This window comes from Streptomyces sp. NPDC045778, from assembly GCF_056431945.1.
Window position 1 is genome coordinate 19615 of sequence record NZ_JBWKJZ010000018.1, and the last position, 17842, is coordinate 37456.

Sequence of the window (17842 nt, forward strand, 5' to 3'; positions counted from 1 at the left end):
TTCGCTGCTTCAGTCGGCGCGGGACGCCTTGCCGGGGCGCCAGGCCGCGAGCCTCTCCAGGGTTTCCGGCGAAGGGGTCCCCCAACCGAGCGCCGTGCTCAGCACGTGCAGCGCCAGCCGCGGGGGAACGGCGTTGCCGATCTGCTGTGCCATGTCCGTTCCCGACCACGGATAGGCGGCCGGGAACGACTGGAGCAGCCCCGCTTCGGCGAGCGAGAAACGGGGCAGTTCGGTGCCGTCCTCCGCCACCACACGGTTACGGGAGATCTTGCCGGTGACGGTGGCCGAGGGCTGGCTGGAATGTCGTCTTCCGCGTGCCTTGGGATCTCCACCGGTGCCGTAGTTCGAGATCACTTCGAAGGGCACGGATCGCTGGGGCAGCACCTTGGACATGGGCACCCACGGGAGAGAAGCCGGATTGCCGAGTGTGGGCGAGATTCCTTTGCGATAGGGCTGATGGGTCGGCATCGGCAACCGGGCACGGCCGTTCCTGCGCGCCACCAGCACGGCCCGCTTGCGTGTCTGGGGCACACCGAACTCCTCGGCGCGCAGTATCCCGTACGTGGCGTCGTACCCCTCGTCGCACAGAGCCTCGGCGTACGCGTCCCACACCGGCAGCACCGCGGGAACCTGCTCCAGGACGATCACCTCGTACGGATTCAGCTCAGGGGTGTCGATGACGTCCAAGGCCCAGCGAAGCGGTTCCAGGACGAGCCCGGTGCGCACGTCCTTCAGCTTCTCCAGGTCGGTGTCGATGTTGGCGGCCTTGTCGCGATCGACCACGCGGCGCACGAATTCAAGAACGGCGTCCAGCGCTCGGCGTCCGCTTCCGCTGCCGGCCACGGTGAAGGTCTGACAGGGCGGACCACCGGTCAGGACATTCGCTTCGGGGAAGTCCGCAGGCCTGGACTTGCGTACATCGCCTTCGACAGTGATCAATCCGGCCCCACGTCGCGTCGCACACGCGCCGGCGTCCCACTCGATGCCGGTGGTTCGCACACCCAGAACCTCCGCGGCGACATCCAGTCCTCCCGGTCCGGCGAACAGGTCCACGATGCTGTAGGCATCAGGAGGGGAGGATTGTGGATGTGTGCTGGCCATGAGGCGGGAGTTTATAGGGGGTGGGAATGAGGCTTCCGCGCGCCCCGACTCCTTCCGACGCATCCCGCTGTCAGGCACGCAGGGCTCTTGCGACGGCCGCGCCGACGGCCTCGCCGACCGGCGGCGGAGAGGCGTGCCCGACCTGCCGATATCGGGAGGTCTTCCGACCGGTGATCTGCCAGTCGTCCGGGAATCCCTGAAGGATGGCTGCCTGTGGCACCGCGAGTTTCACCATGCCGGCGGCACCGCGCTCCGGCTGCCAGTGGAAGTCGGGGCCGGGCACTTCGTCGGCGAGTGAAGCACTGTTGACTCCCATGCGTGCCCAGGCCCGCCGTGTGCCGGAGGGCCCGAGGTCTGCGCCGCCTCTGTTCGCCGACCCGCCCACGAGAGTGGGAGCCACGGACGTGGCCTGTGCGGCCCATGTGTCGGCATCGCGCCAGCCACGTGCTGCCATGGACTTCTGCAGAGCGGTTCCGACGGACACATGGTGTCGGACAGTGGGCTCCGGTGGTCGGAACGCCTCGAACTGCTCCTCCTGCAGGGCCACGAGCACCGCCTGCTTGCGGGTCTGGGGCACCCCGAAGTCGGCCGCGTTCAGGACGAACCAGTTGAAACGGTAGCCCAGGTGCTCCAGATGTTCGTGGACGAATGCACGGAGCTCCTCGAACTCGGACGCGTAGGCCAGCACCGGGACGTTCTCCACCACCAGTGCCCGCGGTCGCACCTCGCTCGCCAGCCATACCGCGGCCTTCAGCAGCTCCCGTTCGTACCGGTCCTCGGCGCGCTTGACGGTGGACGCCGACTTGACCCGGGGCAGCCCCGCGGCCAGTAGGTCGACGTCGTACGAGTAGGGGTGATCCCGGGCGACGAATTCCAGGAAGTCCATCTCGAGTACGTTCCACTCGGGGCGGTTGGCGCGCAGAGTGGCACAGGCATCGGCGTTCCGCTCGACGAGGCCCACCGGAACGAACCCCGCCCGTTCGAGTCCCAAGGCCTGCCCACCCGCGCCGGCGCAGATTTCGAGCAAGGAAAGCGGTGACTGCGACATGCGCCCCCCTCCATGTGAGTCCGCCTCCTGCGGAGCGGCTTATCCACTCGCCCTGTGCGGGGTCGGCGTCCCTGTCACTGTTGCGAACCGTTCTGCTGTCGATGATCGGGTTCGGTGACGGCTGCTTTGGTCAGGGCCACCGCTTCGGCGACGACCACTGGATTCTCATGCTCCCAGTACCGCAGGACAACCCATCCGGCGGCCTCCAACCGCCGAGTGGTCTCGCGGTCGCGCTGCTTGTTCCGTTCGAGTTTCGTGCGCCACCGCTCCGCGTTCGCCTTCGGCTGTGTCGCGTGGGTGGGGCAACCGTGCCAGAAACAGCCGTCCAGGAAAACCGCGATTTTCGCCTTCGTGAAAGCGATGTCGATGGTGCGTCGTGGCATCCCGGGCACTGGCGTGTGCAGACGGTAACGGAGCCCGGCGGCATGGAGGAGCTTGCGTACAGCGACCTCAGGGGTTGTGTCACGCGATCGCTGCCGGCTCATGCGCGCCGAGACATCGGAAGGTACGAGACCGAAATCGGGCATGGACGCATTGTGCCTTCGCGGTGCGATGTGCCCTTCACCTCCTCGACAAGGTCGGCTCGAAGAGGAGGCCGGATCGGACACGGATCGCAGTGAGCCATGGGTGAAAGCGTGCTCAAGCCGTGCCGTGGCAATCGCCATAGGCATTGCCCGACCCGCACCAACACCCCTCCTCCGGGCGTGGCGGCCACTCCGATGCTCGGCCTCGGGCCGCCAGTGTTGTGGCGTACTGGGGGAGGAGGGCCGGGTCCGAGGGAGGGGTGCTTTCGGAGGCGGCGAAGGCTTCGTAGGAGGGGACCGTGCCGGTGACGATGCCCAGGTTGGGGGTGCCGGAGGCGGAGAGTTCGCGGAGGGAGGACTCTATCGTCGCCAAGTGGGCCTCGTGCGAGGGGTATTCGGACGCGAGGGAGGGGTACGCCGTCAGGAGTTCGGTGAGTTCCGTGGCGGGCCAGTGCAGGACCGCGACCGGGAAGGGGCGGGACAGGGCCTCCCGGTAGGTGCCGAGTTCCGCCTGGAGGCGGGTGATCTCGGCGCGGATCTCCTCCGGGTTCTCCGAGCCCAGGCTCCAGATCCGCTTCGGGTCGTGCAGCTCGTCCAGGGGCACCGGCGTGCGGCCCGACGCCGCCGCGCGGGCGCGGTGGACGCGGTCCGCGCGCTCGTCCCAGTTGTCGTGCGGGGCGCCGAGGAGGCGCCGGACGCGGTGGCGGCCGTACAGCAACGGGTGCGTGGCGTAAGGCGGTTCGAGGTCGGGGGTGGGCAGGAGAAGGGCCAGCGCCTCCGAGAACGCGTCATGCGCCTGGTCCAGCTCGTCGTGGGACTCCAGAGACTCCGCCACGATCACCCACGGGGCCGCGTCCGCCGGGCGCTGGCCGCGTACGCCGTCGATGATCGCCCGGGCCTCCGCCTCGTGGCCGTACTCCCAGAGGTTCGCCGCCTTGAGCGCGCGGATCAGGGTGGGGTCCTCCGGCGGGTGCGGTGCCGACGGGGACAGCAGCTGGTCGTAGAGCGTCGTCGCGCGGTCTCGGGCGTCGGCCAGCTCCAGGTGGGCCGCGGCCTGTAGCAGCAGGTGTTCCGCGTCCTCGGGGTAGAGGCCCGCGGTGCGCTCCAGGCGCTCCGCTTCGGCGATGTGGTCGACGTGGTCGGCAGGCGTGTCGGGGCGCATGAGTGACACCGTACTGCCGTACCCCGGGCGGGGTGTATGGGCCTCGTCGTCGGTGTGGCCCGGTGATTTGCCGTGCCTCGCGCGGTCGGGCCCCCGGGCGCTCGTTCGTGCCTCGGGTGGTGGTGTTCGCGCGGCGCCTGCCCGTGCTTCGGGTGGCCGGGCCCCGCCGGGGCGCCGGCCCGCGCCTGGCACGGTCGGGTCCCCGCGGCGCCCGCGGCGCCCCCCTCGCCCCGGCCCTCCCCAGGAGCCCCCCTCGGTAAGCTCACCCCCCGTGATCATTCGCCGTAAGGCGCGCCTCCCGCGCCGGCCGCAGTTGCTCTGGCTGCTCGTGCCCTTCGTGCTGTATCTGGGGGCGCTGCCCGTCGTCAACCGGGTCGAGCCGGTGGTGCTCGGGCTGCCCTTTCTGTTCGTGTGGCTGCTCGCCGCGACGCTGCTGACGCCGGTCGCGGTGTGGCTCACGTACCGGAGTGACCGGAAGAGCAGGACGGGGCGGCGCTCGTGAACACCGTGGTCGCCACCTCCGTCTTCGGCGTCTTCATGGTCGGTACGGTCGCGCTCGGGCTCCTGGCGGTGCGGGGCCGCGGCGGTCAGGGCGGGCTCGCCGAGTGGTCGGTGGGCGGGCGTTCGCTGGGGCCCGTGTTCATCTGGGTCCTCATGGCGGGCGAGGGGTACACGAGCTTCAGCTATCTGGGGGCCGCGGGCTGGGGGTACAACTACGGGGCGCCCGTCCTCTACGTCGTCGCCTACATGTCCTGCGGGTACGCGGTCGGGTACGTCGTCGGACCGCTGCTGTGGGACTACGCGCGGCGGCACGGGCTGGTCAGCGTCAGCGACATGGTGGCGCACCGCTTCGGCAGGCCCTGGCTGGGCGCGGGGGTCGCCGTGCTCGCGACCGTGTTCCTGTTGCCGTACATCCAGTTGCAGATCACCGGGATGGGCGTCGTCGTCTCGACGATCTCGTACGGCGCGATCAGTCTGAACTGGGCCTATTTCATCGGGTTCGCCGTCACGACGGGGTTCGTGGTGGTGAGCGGGCTCCACGGCAGCGCGTGGGTGTCCGTGCTCAAGGACGTGCTCGTCATCGGCACGCTCGCGTTCCTCGCCGTGTACGTGCCGCTGCACTACTTCGACGGGTACGGGGACTTCGTCGACCGGGTGGTGACCGAGAAGCGCGACTGGCTGACGCTGCCGGGGCACGGCGCCTCGCCGTACGGGGAGGCGTGGTTCGCCACGACCTCGTTCCTCAACGCGCTCACCGTCGTGATCTTCCCGACCACCGTCGCCGGGTACCTCGGCGCCCGCAGCGCCGACGCGCTGCGCCGCAACGCCATCTGGCTGCCCGCGTACAACGTGCTGCTCTTCGTGCCGATGCTGCTCGGCCTCGCGGCGCTCTTCGTGGTGCCGGGGCTGACCGGCGCCGGGTCGAACCTGGCCCTGTTCGAGCTGGTGGTGGACTCGCTCCCGGCGTGGGCCGTCGGCGTCGTCGGGGTCGCTGCCGCGCTCTCGTCCATCGTGCCGATGGCGGTGTTCATGCTGGTCATCGGGACGATGTGGGGCAGCAGCGTGCTGTCCCTGCTGCCCCGGTGGCGCTCGCCCGCGCGGCGGAAGCTCGCCTCGCAGGGCGTGGTCGTGGCCGCGGGCGCGCTCGCCCTCGTCCTCACGTACGCGACGCCCCACACCCTCGTCCGGCTCTCGCTCATCTCGTACGAGGGGATGGCGCAGCTCGTGCCGATGCTGCTGCTCGGTCTGGTGTGGCGGCGTCTGACGCTCGCGGGGGCGGTGAGCGGGCTCGTCGTGGGCGTCGCGGTGGTGTGCGGGCTCGTCTTCAGCGACCGCGACCCGGTGTTCGGCGTGAACGCCGGGATCGTCGCGCTCGGCGTCAATCTCCTGGTCGCGCTCGTGGTGTCGTACGCCGGTCCCGCGGACCGGGACCCCCGGCCGGACGGCGAGGTGCTCGCGCGGGACCCGGTCGACGACGAAGGTGACGACGGCGGCGCAGGGGTCAGCGGCGCCGTTCCCGCAGCGTCAGGACGGTGAGCGCGGCCAGGACGCCGAGGCCCGCCGAGACCAGGAGGGCCACGTCCGTGCCGTGCGCGAGCGCGGCGGGCGACGAGCCCGAGGCCGTGGACACCGCGATCATCAGGGCGACGCCCGCCGCGGAGCCGATGTAGCGGGCGGTGTTCCCCGCGCCCGAGCCCATCGCGGCGCGCCCCGGCGGCACCGACTCGACGGCGAGCAGCGGAAGGGCGGCGTTCAGCAGGCCGCTGCCCACGCCGGAGATCAGCAGGCCGGGCAGCAGGCGCGGCCAGGAGCCGGCGGCGGCCGCGCCCAGCATGGTCACGGCGGCGACGGCGTGCAGCAGGAACCCGGTGGCGAGCTGCGCCCCCGGGGAGACCCGGCCCGCGAGCCGCCTTGCCTGGAGGGCGACCAGGAAGCCGGTCCCGGCCCAGAGCATGAACAGCCAGGCCGTGCCCATCGCGGACAGGCCCAGGGTCCGCTGGAGGACCGTCGGCAGATAGCTGAACAGGGCGATCACCGACAGTCCGGTGAACAGGCCGCCCGCGGACGAGGCGAGGAACAGCGGGCGGCGCAGCAGGCCGAGGTCCAGCATCGGCGTCGCCGTACGGCGTTCCACGTATGTGAACGCGGCGAGCAGGACGGCGGCGGTGAGGAGCAGGGCGCCGACCGGCAGCCGCAGCCAGCCGTCGCGGCCCAGGGTGAGCGCGGCGAGCAGGGCGACGAGGGCCAGGCCGAAGGTCAGCGCGCCGGCGAGGTCGGGGCGGCCCGCGCGCGGCGCCCGGGACTCGGTCAGGGCGCGCGGGCCGAGGGCGCCGATGACGAGGGTGGCCACGGCCATGACGGCGTACGGCAGGCGCCAGTCGGTGAGCGTGGCGAGGGCGCCGGAGACGACCGGCGAGAGGGCGATGCCGCCGCTGACGAAGGCGCCCCAGACGCCGGTCGCCCGGATCCGGCCGGGACCGGCCGGGTAGGCCTGCGCGATCAGGCCGAGGCTGGCCGCGAGGACGGCGGCGCCGGCCGCGCCCTGGACGACGCGGGCCAGGGTGAACATCCAGGTGGAGGTGGCGAGGCCGCCGAGCGCCGTGGTGACGCCGAGCGCGCAGGTCCCGTACAGGAAGATCCGGCGCCGGCCGTAGTCGTCCGCGAGGCTGCCCGCGACCAGGAGCAGGGCGGCGAGCCCGAGCGGGGTGCCGTTCAGGAGCCAGGCCTGCGCCGACAGGGAGGTGCCGAGCGCGGCGGCGGTGTCGGAGAGCGTGACCATCGGGGCCGTGTACGTCATCAGGACCATGAAGGTCGCGGCGCTGGTCAGGGCGAGGGTGCGGGCCGGGGACGCGGTGTGGACGGGGGTGGCGGAGGAGGCGGGGGGCGCCGCGGTGGCTGTTCGTGGCATGGGTGTGCCCTTCGGGATGCGCGTGCGAGGTGCGCGGGGTGCGGCGCACGCGTCGACAGGTCGGGCAAGTTCATTCATTGAACTTGCAGTGCGGGACGACCGTAGCAGCCGTAAGTTCAATGAATGAACCTTGAGGTGGTAAAAGGGCTACAGTGGGCCCATGGCTCTCGGCAAGGACTACGCGGCGCAGGAGTGCTCCATCGCCCGCGCCCTGGAGGTCGTCGGGGAGCGCTGGACCCTGCTCGTCGTGCGCGACGCGCTCTACGGCGTCCGCCGCTACAACGACTTCCTCGTCCACCTCGGCATTCCGCGCGCGGTCCTCGCCGCCCGGCTCCAGACGCTCACCGACGCGGGCGTCCTGGAGAAGCGGCCCTGCGCGGACGCGCCCCGGCGGCACGAGTACGTCGTGACCGAGCGCGGCCACGCCCTGTGGCCGGCGCTGCGCGCGCTCGGCGCCTGGGGCCGTGACGCCTTCGACGACACCGCGCCGCTGCGCTACTTCCGGCACGCCGCGTGCGGTACGGAGCTGGGGGTGGTGGGGGAGTGCCCCGCCTGCGGCCGCCCCGTACCGGTCGCGGACGTGGAGATGCTGCCCGGCCCCGGACTCGATCCGGAACCGACGGATCCGGTCAGCCGGGCGTTGCTTGCCCCCCGACGCCTGCTTCAGCCCGTCGTCACGGATCCTGTATAAACAGCAGCAGACATATGCGCACAGGGGTTCGGGAGGAGGCGGCCTTGATCAAGGAACTGGTCAAGCGCTGGGGCGCTGCCCTGCGGCCCGCCGTCCTGCTCTTCGTCCTGCTCGTCGAGACCGTCCTCGCCGACACCGGCAGCCTCGTGGGCGCCGTCGCGTTCGCCGCGACCGCCGCCGCGGGCTCCGCCCTCGCCCTGTGCTCCCTGCTCGCCGCGCGTTCCGCGCCCGCCGTGCCGCGCACCCGCGTGCGCACCGCCATCCGCGACCGCGAGCGGCGCACCGCCTTCCTGCCGCAGCGCGACCCCGACGCCCGGGGACGCACGCGCCCGCGAGCACCCGGCCGTCCCCTCCTGACGGCCGCGTAGGGAAGTCCCCGCTCCACCCCCGGACCCCGCGCGGGTCGTCATGCCGACGCACCTCACCCCCGGCACGACGAGACCCCCGGAGGGCTCACCCATGTCTTTCATCGCCGACCTGGTCGCGCGCCTCGCCGACCTGCTCGATCCGCTGTTCCACGGCTCCGCCATGGCCGCGGCCATCGTCCTGGTCACCGCCTGCGTACGTCTCCTGATCCACCCGCTGTCCCGGGCCGCCGCGCGCGGCCAGAAGGCGCGCGCCAAGCTCAACCCGCAGATCGCCGAGCTGCGGAAGAAGCACGGCAAGAACCCGGAGAAGCTCCAGAAGGCGGTCCTCGAACTGCACCGCAAGGAGAACGTGTCGCCGCTGGCCGGCTGCCTGCCGGGCCTCTTCCAGCTGCCCGTCTTCTTCCTGCTCTACCACCTGTTCTCCAGCTCGGACATCGGCGGCGAGGCCAACGCGCTCCTCGACCACAAGCTGCTCGCGGCGCCGCTCGGCGGGCACTGGGCCGACGCGCTCGGCGACGGCGGCGTGCTCGGCGGGGCGGGCCTCGTCTACCTGGTCCTCTTCGCGCTCGTGGCCGCCGTCGCCACCTTCAACTACCGGCGTACGAAGCGACAGCTGGCCGGGTCGCCGCTGCCCGCGGCCCAGGGCGGCGAACAAGTGCCCGGGGCGCAGGCGATGGCCGCCATGACCAAGTTCATGCCGCTGATGTCCTTCATGACGCTGTTCTCCGTGGCGGTCGTGCCGCTCGCGGCCGCGCTGTACATCGTGACCAGCACGACCTGGAGCGCGGTGGAGCGGGCCGTCCTGTACCGGAACATGCCGCAGGGGGCGACGGGAGCCATGGCCACGGCCATGTGACGGTCCAGTACGTGAACGGGGTCTTGCGGGCCGGACGTCGAGCTTGGAGGATCGGCCGAACCTCCGATGGCGCCGCACCCCCATCGGTCGTCCCGGGCCCGACCAAGGGAGACGGACCATGAAGCTGCTGCGAGTCGGTACGCCGGGCGCCGAGCGCCCGGCGCTGCTCGACGCCGGGGGCACCCTGCGCGATCTGTCCGCCGTCGTCACCGACATCGACGGCGCGCTGCTCGCCGACGACACCGCCCTCGACCGTGTGCGCGCCGCCGCCGACGCGGGCGGGCTGCCCGCGCTCGACCCGGCCGGGCTGCGCGTCGGGCCGCCGCTCGCGCGGATCGGCAAGGTCGTGTGCATCGGCCTCAACTACCACGACCACGCCGTCGAGGCGGGCGCCGAGCCGCCCGCCGAGCCCGTCGTCTTCCTGAAGGCGGCGGACACGGTGGTCGGTCCGGACGACGCGGTGCTCGTGCCGCGCGGCTCGGTGAAGACGGACTGGGAGGTCGAGTTGGCGGTCGTCATCGGGCGCACCGCCCGTTACGTGGACTCCTGCGAGGAGGCGCTCACGCACGTCGCGGGCTACGCGGTGGCGCACGACGTGTCCGAGCGCGAGTTCCAGATCGAGCGCGGCGGGACCTGGGACAAGGGCAAGAACTGCGAGACCTTCAACCCGCTCGGGCCCTGGCTGGTGACGGCGGACGAGGTGGTGGACCCGCAGGCCCTGTCCCTGAGGCTGTGGGTGAACGGCGAGCTGAAGCAGGACGGCACGACGGCCCGGCAGATCTTCCCGGTGGCGGAGGTCGTGCGGTACGTCAGCCAATTCATGACGCTGTACCCGGGCGACGTGATCAACACGGGGACGCCCGCCGGGGTCGCCCTCGGCCGGCCGGAGCCGAAGCCCTATCTGCGGGCGGGGGACGTGGTGGAGCTGGAGATCGAGGGGCTCGGGCGACAGCGGCAGGTGCTCAAGGACGCCTGACGCGCGGCGGGGCCCTCCCGCGGGCCGTCACGGCTGCCGCTGGTCGGCCTAATGGGGGGAGTGCTGAGCGTGTCTCCCGCACCCGGTGTCAGTAATACGCATATTTCCAGGTATGCGAAGAAAAAGATCAGCATATCTGGCAGTGGCTGTCGCGGTAGCGGCGGCCACGGTCGTCGGCGGCCTGGCCGGGCAGGGCGTCGCCGACCCCCTGCCCGGTGGGCTCGGTCCGTGCAAGGGCGACGCCTGCCCGGGTACGTATCCCGAGGTCAACAACGGTCCCGTGGCAGGCCGCGACGAGAACATCAACGTCTTCGTGGGCGAGGACATGCTCGTCCGCGAGGCGGCGGCGGAGGCCGAGGGCAAGGTCGTCGTGCTCGGCGACTTCGACATGAACAAGCGGGCCGGGGCCTCGCAGATCTACAACGTGGGCGTGGCGGGCGTCGGCTCGCGGGTGCCGCCGCCCAACGGCTCGGACTTCCTCACCACGGGCGGCGATCTGACGGTCGCCCCCGGGCAGCGGCTGCTCGCCGAGGAGGGCAGCGTCTCAGGACGCGTCGTGTACGAGGGCTCGGCCAGCGGGACGGTCGCCCCGCCGGCGGTCCAGGTGGCCGGGGCGACCGACCCGTACGCGATGCTGCCGGGCCAGCTCATGGAGGCCAGCCAGTGCTACGCGTACGACCAGGGCGCGCCGCGGACGGCCACCGGCACGGCGGTCAACAACGGCAGCGAGACGGTGTTCACCGGTGACGGCACGTCCGCGATCCAGGTCTTCAACGTCGACTTCGACATGGTCAGCCGCACGGGCGGCGACCAGGGCATCGTCTTCCGGGGCATCCCGGCCGGCGCCACCGTCCTCGTCAACCTCACCGGTGACGAGCGCACCATCCGCACCTACATGGGCGGCCTGCCCGACGGTCTGCGCGAACGGCTCCTCTGGAACTTCCCGGACGCGACCACCGTCACCTTCGGCGGCAGCGGCCAGTTCCAGGGGAGCGTGCTCGTCGGATCGCCGGGGAGTACGACGTCGGTGACGCTGCCCGGCATGAACGGGCGCTTCTTCACGGTGGGTTCGCTGACGCACACCTCGGGGGCGGGCGGCGGCCAGGAGTTCCACGCCTACCCGTTCAACGGGGACCTGCCGACGTGCACCACGCCGTCGCCGTCGCCGTCTCCGTCGGACAGTGATGATCCGTCGCCGTCGCCGTCTCCGTCGGACAGTGATGATCCGTCGCCGTCGCCGTCTCCGTCGGACAGTGACGATCCGTCGCCGTCGCCGTCTCCGTCGGACAGTGACGGCCCGTCGCCGTCGCCGTCTCCGTCGGACAGTGACGGCCCGTCGCCGTCGCCGTCCCCGTCGGACAGTGACGATCCGTCGCCGTCACCGTCTCCGTCGGACAGTGATGATCCGTCGCCGTCGCCCTCTCCGTCCGACAGTGACGGCCCGTCACCGTCACCGTCCCCGTCAGACAGTGACGATCCGTCACCGTCACCGTCCCCGACGGACCCGTCGCCGACGCCGTCCCCGACGGACTCGCCCACGCATCCGCACCCGCGGCCGACCAAGAGCCCCGACGAGATGGCGCACACCGGTGCCTCGTCCGGGGAGCTGGCGCTCGTGGGCGGGATCGCCGCCGCGCTGCTCGCGGCCGGTGTCACGGTCGTGGTGACGGTACGCCGCCGCCGCGCGGGGGACTTCGAGTGACAGGCCCCCACCGGGGCGTCAGGAGGCGGTGAACCGCTCCAGGGCCTCCACCACCAGGGCGTGATCCGCGACCTGGGGGAGGCCCGAGACGGTCACCGTGCCGATGACGCCCACGCCCTCGACCCCGATCGGGAACGCGCCGCCGTGCGCCGCGTACCGGTCGGGGTCGAGGCGCGAGGAGGCCTCGAACGTCGTGCCCTTGGCGCGGAACCGGCTGCCCACCAGGTACGACGAGCAGCCGTACCGCTCGACGACGCGGCGCTTGCGGTCGATCCAGGCGTCGTTGTCCGGCGTGGAGCCGGGCAGCGCCGCGTGGAAGACCTGCTGGCCGCCGCGCCGGATGTCGATCGCGACGGGCGCCTTGCGCTCGCGCGCGAGTTCCACCAGGAGGCAGCCGAGCGCCCAGGCGTCCTCGTGCGTGAAGCGGCGCAGGACGAGGCGGCGCTCCTGCTCCTCGATCTCCTCGACGGAGGGCGCCGTCGGCTCGGGCGGCCGGGCCGTCACAGCGTCACCGCCACGCCCTCGCGGGCCGAGCGGCGCGCGGCCTCCAGGACGTCCAGGGCCGCGGCCGCCTCGTGCGCGGTGACCGGGTTGGCGCCCTCGCCGCGCAGGGCGGCGGCCACCGCCGCGTAGTACGCCGGGTAGTCGCCGGGCAGCGTGGGCTCGGGGCGCCCGCCGCCGGTCAGCGGGGACTCGCCGGAGCCGACCCGGCCCCACATGCACTCGGGCTCCGCGCCCCACGGGCCCTCGGCCTCCTCGCCGCCGGGGCGCCTGCCCTCGCGCAGGGCGGCTTCCTGGGGGTCGAGGCCGTACTTCACATAGCCCGCGGCCGAGCCGAGGACGCGGAAGCGCGGGCCGAGCTGGGCGGCGGTCGCGCTCACGTACAGATGCGAGCGGACGCCGCCGGCGTGCGTGATCGCGATGAAGGTGTCGTCGTCGGCCAGGGCGCCCGGGCGGCGGACGTCCGCCTCCGCGTACACGCGCGCCGCGGGCCCGAAGAGCACCAGGGCCTGGTCGACGACGTGGCTCCCCAGGTCGTACAGGAGCCCGCCGATCTCCTCGGGGTCGCCGGACTCGCGCCAGCCGCCCTTGGGCTGCGGGCGCCAGCGCTCGAAGCGGGACTCGAAGCGCCACACGTCGCCCAGCTCACCGGCCGCGAGCAGCTTGCGGAGCGTACGGAAGTCGTTGTCCCAGCGGCGGTTCTGGAAGACGGACAGGAGCAGGCCGCGCTCGTCGGCGAGGGCCGCGAGGTCCCGGGCGTCGGCGGCGGTGCCCGCGAGCGGCTTGTCCACGACGACCGGCAGACCCGCCTTGAGCGCCGCGGTCGCGAGCGGTACGTGCGTCTTGTTCGGCGACGCGATCACGACGAGGTCCAGCTCGTCGGCGCGGTCCAGAAGCTCGTCCGCGGACGCGGCCGTCCGGCTGCCGTACGCCGTGGTCGCCTCGGCCTGCCGCTCGGGGTTCGACGTGACGACCGTGTCGAGCGCGAGGCCGTCGGTGGCGGTGATCAGCGGGGCGTGGAAGACGGAGCCCGCGAGGCCGTACCCGATGAGGCCGACGCGGAGGTCGTTCTTGCCTTCAGTCATGACCTCCACTTTGGCAACGCTGTTGCCAAAGTGCAAGCGACCGCGACAATGGAGGGGTGAACAGGGCTAACTCCAGGGCGACCGGTCCGACAGGGGCGAATCTGCGGGCGCTGCGCGGGCACAACGCGGCGGTCGTGCTCGATCTGCTGCGCGACGCGGGGGGCGAGGGCGTCAGCCGCCTCGAACTCGCGGCGCGGGCGGGCCTCACCCCGCAGGCCGTCAGCAAGATCGTGGCGCGGCTGCGGGCGGACGGCCTCGTCGCCGACGCCGGGCGCCGGGCCTCCACCGGGGGGAAGCCGGCGACGGTCCTGCGGCTCGTGCCGGAGGCCGGGGGCGCGGTGGGCGTGCATCTGGAGCGGGACGCCCTGATCGCCGTCCTGGTGGACCTGGCCGGGGCCGTGGTGGCCGAGCGGCGGGTGGGGGTGGACTTCGCGGCGGGGGCCGACGCCGTGGTGGACCTGGTCGCCCGGGAGGTGCGGGCGCTGGTCGCGGGGGCGCCGTCCGCCGTGCTCGGCGTGGGGGTGGCTCTGCCGGGGCCGCTCGACCATGTACGAGGGGTCCTGCACCGGGTCACCGGGTTCCCCGGGTGGGACGGGTACCCCTTGCGGGAGGTCCTCGCGGAGCGGCTCGGGGCGCCCGTGGTGGTGGACAAGGACACGAACGCCGCCGCCCTTGGCATCGCCCTCGCCGGGGGCGCGGAGTCGTTCGCGTATCTGCATCTGGGGACGGGGCTCGGCGCGGGTCTCGTGCTCGGGGGCGGCCTTTACCGGGGCGCCCGCACCGGCGCGGGCGAGTTCGGGCACCAGGTGGTGCTGCTCGACGGGCCCGTGTGCGAGTGCGGCGACCGGGGCTGCCTGGAGGCGCTGTGCCTCGCGGCCGTGGCGCGCGGCGACCTCGGCGAGGCGGCCCGGCTGCTCGGCACCGGCGCGGGCAATCTGGTCTCGCTCCTCGACATCGACCTCGTCCTGCTCGGCGGGCGGACCGTGGCGGCGGCCGAGGACCTTTTCGTACGAGGGGTCGGTGACGTGGTCGCCGCGCGGTCCCGGCGTGATGGCGCGGACGCCCGCGTGGGCGTCGCGGTCGCGCCGGGCGGCGAGCGGGGCGTCGCGGAGGGGGCCGCGCAGCTGGTGCTCGCCCCGCTGTTCGGCCGCGCGGACGTGGCACTGCCGGCCCGGCGGAGCGGCTGACGGGCGGCGGGATCGGCTGTTCGAGGGGAATTCCGCGGCCGGTCGGCCGCGCGGGGTGGCGGCGGTGGGGCGGGGGCGCGGGCCCGTGGCAGGGTCGGCCTCGGCCTGTTGCCTCCCGGCGGGGCAACAGGGCACGTCCCGGCGCGAGTTCGACGCGCCCGCCCGCCCGCGCTGAGCAGAGGTCCCGCATGCGACTCCGCTGCCGCCTGGCCGCAGGCGTCACCGCCGTGGCCGCCGCCCTGATGCCCGCCGTGGCCGAAGCCGCCCCGCGCCCCGGGCCGCGCGCCGTCTGCTCCGCGACCGCCGCAGCCGACTTCCCCGTCCAGGCCCGCCTCCGGAAGGGCCCGGCCGTCTACTACGCGGGCGGCGGCTACGGGACCTGGTCCCTCAGGCTCGTGAACACCACCGGCGACACCTGCCCGCACCTCCACCCCGTCGTCGTCCTCGTCGACCGGAAGGGGAAGCTGCGGCCCGGCCAGGCACGCCTCGAGTTCCGGGCGGGGGGCCGCTGGCGGGCGGTGGCGTTCGAGGGGACCGGGCGGGGGGAGAGCGTGGGGGTCCTCGACGACGGGGCGGGCGGGTTCACCGCCCGGCCCGGTCGGCCGGTGAACGTCCCCGTGCGGCTCGCGTTCACCTCAGGGGCCGGGTCCGACCGCGTGGTGGCGAGTGCCGCCGTCGTACAGCGCAGGGGCGAGGACGGCGACTGGGTCGGGGAGTCCGACGAGTACCCGTTCGAGGTCGTCGGCGACGGCGGCACCTGGCAGTCCCCCGCCGAACTGGCGAGGACCGGCCCGAGCACCCTCCTCACCCTGAGCGCCACGGCCGCCGCCCTCCTCCTCACCGGCACGACGTTGATGGCAGCCGCCCGCCGCCTGCCGACCAGGACCCGCTGAACGGCCAGCGCTTGGGGGAGCGCCCCGAAGGGGCGCGGGGAACTGCGCGCCCAGCCAGGACGCTCCCGCAGACGGCCGACAGCCCATCGTGGCAGCGCCCCGAAGGGGCGCGGGGAACTGCGCGTCCAGCCACGACGGCCCGGCGGACGACCAACGACCTACCGTGGCAACCCCGGCGGAGCCCGTGGGGCCCGGGGGCCGGCCCCAGCACGGGGCCCGGGGCCACCCGGCCCCAGCCGTCCAGCCCGGCCGCACGGCCACGTGCGACGATCCCCCCGTGGACCACCAGGAAAACCTCACCGCCCTGCCCACCCACCTCCCCGGCGGGCCGGTTCGCTCCGGCATCCCCGAGCACGGCCGCATCCCCAAGTACTACGCGGTCAAGGCCCGCATCGCGGAGCTGATCGAGGAGTTGGGGGTGGGCCGGGCGCTGCCCACCGAGCGGGACCTCGCCGAGCGGTACGAGGTGGCGCGCGAGACCGTGCGGCAGGCGCTGCGCGAGCTGTTGCTCGAGGGCAGGCTGCGCAGGCAGGGGCGCGGCACGGTCGTCGCCGGGCCCAAGCTGGAGCAGCCGCTGTCCCTCGCCAGCTACACCGAGGGCGTGCGCAGACAGGGCCGCACCCCGGGCCGCACCCTCATCTCCCTCGACCGCTTCGCCTGCCCGGCCGCCCTCGCCGCCGACATCGGGGCCGAGCGGGGCGAGCCCGTCTGGCACATGGAGCGCGTGCTGCTCGCCGACGACGAGCGGGTCGGCCTGGAGAGCACGTACGTCGCGGTGGCGCGCGTGCCGCGCCTCGACGCGGACTTCGACCCCGACTCGTCCTTCTACGCGTACCTGCGCGACGAGTTGGGCATCGCGTTCGGCGACGCCGACGAGCGGATCGAGACGGTGCTCGCGACGCCGCGCGAGGCGCTGCTCATCGGGACGCCGCCCGCGCTGCCGATGCTGCTGCTGCACCGGGTGTCGCGGGACACGGAGGGCGGCCCCCTGGAGCGGGTGCGGACCCTCTACCGGGGCGACCGCTTCTCGTTCACGACGCACCTCGGCTGAGCCGTCGGCGCAATTCCGGCCCAACTATCCCTTAAAGGGCGCCAGTTGGAGCCGGGTGATAACGGAAAGATAACGGGTCTAGTCCAAACTTGCGCGGCAGTTCACCCTTTGGTTGCTGTCCGGCCCCCGCCGGGTCACCCGCCGAAAGGAGCGTTTCCGCCGTGAGAGTCATCGTCGTAGGAGCAGGCGTGGTGGGCACCATGCACGCCTGGCACGCAGTGGAGCGCGGCCACGAGGTCGTACAGATCGAGCGCGAGAGCGAGGCCCGGGGCGCGTCCCTGCGCAACTTCGGGCAGATATGGGTGAGCGGCCGCGCGGGCGGCGACGAGCTGGAGACGGCCCTGCGCGCCCGCGAGCTGTGGGAGGGGATCGGCGCCCGCGTCCCGGGCCTCGGCTTCCGGGCCAACGGCTCGCTGACCCTCGTGCGCACCGAGCGGGAGCGCGCCGTCGCCGAGGCCGCGCTCGCCCGCCCCGACGCCGCCGCGCGCGGCTACAAGCTGCTCGCCGCCGAGGAGGCCCGCGCGCTCAACCCGGCGCTTCGCGGCGACTTCACCGCCGCCCTGTGGTGCGAGCGGGACGCCGCCGTCGAGCCGCGCACCGCGCAGCTGCGCCTGCGCGAGGAACTCCTGAAGTCCCCGCGCTACACCTTCCTGCCCGGCCGCGAGGTCCGTGACGTGACCGGCCCCGCCTCCGTGCGCGACGACCACGGCGACGTGCACACCGGCGACGCCGTCGTGCTGTGCACCGGCGCCTGGCTCGGCGGTCTCGTCCGCGAGCTGGCGCCGGAGCTGCCGGTGCGCCGGGTGCGGCTCCAGATGATGCAGACCGACCCGCTGGGCGAGCCGCTCACCACGTCCGTCGCCGACGCCGACAGCTTCCGCTACTACCCGGCCTACCGGTCGCCGGAGCTGGACGCCCTCAACGCGGGGCAGGCGCAGCCCCCCACGGCCGCCGCGCACAAGATGCAGCTCCTCATGGTGCAGCGCGCGGACGGCGGCCTGACCATCGGCGACACCCACGAGTACGAGCACCCCTTCGCCTTCGACACCGTCGAGGACCCGTACGACCACCTCACCGAGGTCGTCGAGGGCTTCCTGGGCCGCCCGCTGCCCAAGGTCCGGCGGCGCTGGGCGGGGGTGTACGCGCAGTGCGTCGACACCAGCAGGGTCGTGCACCGCGAGCAGGTGCGCGACGGGGTGTGGCTGGTCACCGGGCCCGGCGGGCGCGGCATGACCTGCTCGCCCGCGATCGCCGAGCGGACCGCCGACGAACTGGGATGGTGAGAGAG

General features: G+C 73.1%; 18 protein-coding genes. 11 read left to right on the top strand and 7 right to left on the bottom strand.

Going from position 1 to position 17842, the window contains the following annotated elements:
• Nucleotides 1–9 precede the first annotated feature (9 nt).
• From AC07GB_RS22920 to AC07GB_RS22935, 4 genes are all read right to left on the bottom strand, one after another.
• Nucleotides 10–1101 (bottom strand): DNA cytosine methyltransferase, encoded by a 1092-nt coding sequence (locus AC07GB_RS22920; protein WP_478848244.1) that lies wholly within the window; start codon nucleotides 1099–1101, stop codon nucleotides 10–12.
• A gap of 70 nt (nucleotides 1102–1171) precedes the next feature.
• Entirely contained in the window at nucleotides 1172–2149 is a 978-nt protein-coding gene (locus AC07GB_RS22925) for a DNA cytosine methyltransferase (RefSeq protein ID WP_478848246.1), read from the bottom strand.
• Nucleotides 2150–2223: 74 nt separating this feature from the next.
• Nucleotides 2224–2676, bottom strand: coding sequence for a very short patch repair endonuclease (locus AC07GB_RS22930; RefSeq protein ID WP_478848248.1), 453 nt, complete (start codon nucleotides 2674–2676; stop codon nucleotides 2224–2226).
• 112 nt (nucleotides 2677–2788) lie between these two features.
• Nucleotides 2789–3835 carry an SEC-C metal-binding domain-containing protein gene (locus tag AC07GB_RS22935; RefSeq protein ID WP_478848250.1) on the bottom strand — a complete coding sequence of 349 codons (1047 nt, stop codon included), beginning with the start codon at nucleotides 3833–3835 and terminating at the stop codon, nucleotides 2789–2791.
• 271 nt (nucleotides 3836–4106) lie between these two features.
• Between AC07GB_RS22935 and AC07GB_RS22940 the strand changes: the two genes are divergently transcribed.
• Together AC07GB_RS22940 and AC07GB_RS22945 are read left to right on the top strand one after the other, a co-directional pair.
• A complete protein-coding gene (locus tag AC07GB_RS22940) occupies nucleotides 4107–4337 on the top strand; it encodes a DUF3311 domain-containing protein (RefSeq protein ID WP_478848252.1) in 231 nt (76 codons plus the stop codon).
• Nucleotides 4334–5872 (top strand): sodium:solute symporter family protein, encoded by a 1539-nt coding sequence (locus tag AC07GB_RS22945; RefSeq protein WP_478848254.1) that lies wholly within the window; start codon nucleotides 4334–4336, stop codon nucleotides 5870–5872. Before AC07GB_RS22940 ends, AC07GB_RS22945 begins: the two co-directional genes overlap by 4 nt.
• On the opposite strand, the gene AC07GB_RS22950 is transcribed toward AC07GB_RS22945, so the two are convergent.
• Nucleotides 5838–7244, bottom strand: coding sequence for an MFS transporter (locus tag AC07GB_RS22950; RefSeq protein ID WP_478848256.1), 1407 nt, complete (start codon nucleotides 7242–7244; stop codon nucleotides 5838–5840). The genes AC07GB_RS22945 and AC07GB_RS22950 overlap by 35 nt on opposite strands.
• A gap of 160 nt (nucleotides 7245–7404) precedes the next feature.
• On the opposite strand from AC07GB_RS22950, the gene AC07GB_RS22955 reads away from it, so the two are divergent.
• The 5 genes from AC07GB_RS22955 (at nucleotide 7405) to AC07GB_RS22975 (ending at nucleotide 11837) form a co-directional block, all read left to right on the top strand.
• Nucleotides 7405–7935: a winged helix-turn-helix transcriptional regulator gene (locus AC07GB_RS22955; RefSeq protein WP_478848258.1), complete on the top strand. Its 531-nt coding sequence runs from the start codon at nucleotides 7405–7407 to the stop codon at nucleotides 7933–7935.
• Between the two features lie 44 nt (nucleotides 7936–7979).
• On the top strand, nucleotides 7980–8303 hold the full coding sequence (locus tag AC07GB_RS22960; protein ID WP_234334458.1) for a DUF6412 domain-containing protein: 324 nt from the start codon (nucleotides 7980–7982) through the stop codon (nucleotides 8301–8303).
• A 91-nt stretch (nucleotides 8304–8394) separates the two neighbouring features.
• Nucleotides 8395–9159 carry a YidC/Oxa1 family membrane protein insertase gene (locus AC07GB_RS22965; protein ID WP_478848260.1) on the top strand — a complete coding sequence of 255 codons (765 nt, stop codon included), beginning with the start codon at nucleotides 8395–8397 and terminating at the stop codon, nucleotides 9157–9159.
• A 118-nt stretch (nucleotides 9160–9277) separates the two neighbouring features.
• A complete protein-coding gene (locus tag AC07GB_RS22970) occupies nucleotides 9278–10135 on the top strand; it encodes a fumarylacetoacetate hydrolase family protein (RefSeq protein WP_478848262.1) in 858 nt (285 codons plus the stop codon).
• Between the two features lie 142 nt (nucleotides 10136–10277).
• Entirely contained in the window at nucleotides 10278–11837 is a 1560-nt protein-coding gene (locus tag AC07GB_RS22975; protein WP_478848264.1) for a choice-of-anchor A family protein, read from the top strand.
• A gap of 18 nt (nucleotides 11838–11855) precedes the next feature.
• On the opposite strand, the gene AC07GB_RS22980 is transcribed toward AC07GB_RS22975, so the two are convergent.
• Together AC07GB_RS22980 and AC07GB_RS22985 are read right to left on the bottom strand one after the other, a co-directional pair.
• Nucleotides 11856–12341: a heme-degrading domain-containing protein gene (locus tag AC07GB_RS22980; RefSeq protein WP_478848266.1), complete on the bottom strand. Its 486-nt coding sequence runs from the start codon at nucleotides 12339–12341 to the stop codon at nucleotides 11856–11858.
• The gene (locus AC07GB_RS22985; RefSeq protein WP_478848267.1) at nucleotides 12338–13423 is read right to left on the bottom strand and encodes a Gfo/Idh/MocA family oxidoreductase; all 1086 of its coding nucleotides are present in this window, start codon (nucleotides 13421–13423) and stop codon (nucleotides 12338–12340) included. The genes AC07GB_RS22980 and AC07GB_RS22985 overlap by 4 nt, the downstream gene beginning before the upstream one ends.
• A gap of 56 nt (nucleotides 13424–13479) precedes the next feature.
• Between AC07GB_RS22985 and AC07GB_RS22990 the strand changes: the two genes are divergently transcribed.
• From AC07GB_RS22990 to AC07GB_RS23005, 4 genes are all read left to right on the top strand, one after another.
• Complete coding sequence (locus tag AC07GB_RS22990) at nucleotides 13480–14610, top strand: ROK family protein (RefSeq protein ID WP_478848269.1); 1131 nt, start codon at nucleotides 13480–13482, stop codon at nucleotides 14608–14610.
• Nucleotides 14611–14798: 188 nt separating this feature from the next.
• Nucleotides 14799–15503 (top strand): hypothetical protein, encoded by a 705-nt coding sequence (locus tag AC07GB_RS22995; RefSeq protein ID WP_478848271.1) that lies wholly within the window; start codon nucleotides 14799–14801, stop codon nucleotides 15501–15503.
• 277 nt (nucleotides 15504–15780) lie between these two features.
• Nucleotides 15781–16554 carry a GntR family transcriptional regulator gene (locus AC07GB_RS23000; protein WP_478848273.1) on the top strand — a complete coding sequence of 258 codons (774 nt, stop codon included), beginning with the start codon at nucleotides 15781–15783 and terminating at the stop codon, nucleotides 16552–16554.
• A gap of 161 nt (nucleotides 16555–16715) precedes the next feature.
• The gene (locus AC07GB_RS23005) at nucleotides 16716–17837 is read left to right on the top strand and encodes a TIGR03364 family FAD-dependent oxidoreductase (RefSeq protein ID WP_478848275.1); all 1122 of its coding nucleotides are present in this window, start codon (nucleotides 16716–16718) and stop codon (nucleotides 17835–17837) included.
• The last annotated feature ends 5 nt before the right edge of the window (nucleotides 17838–17842 follow it).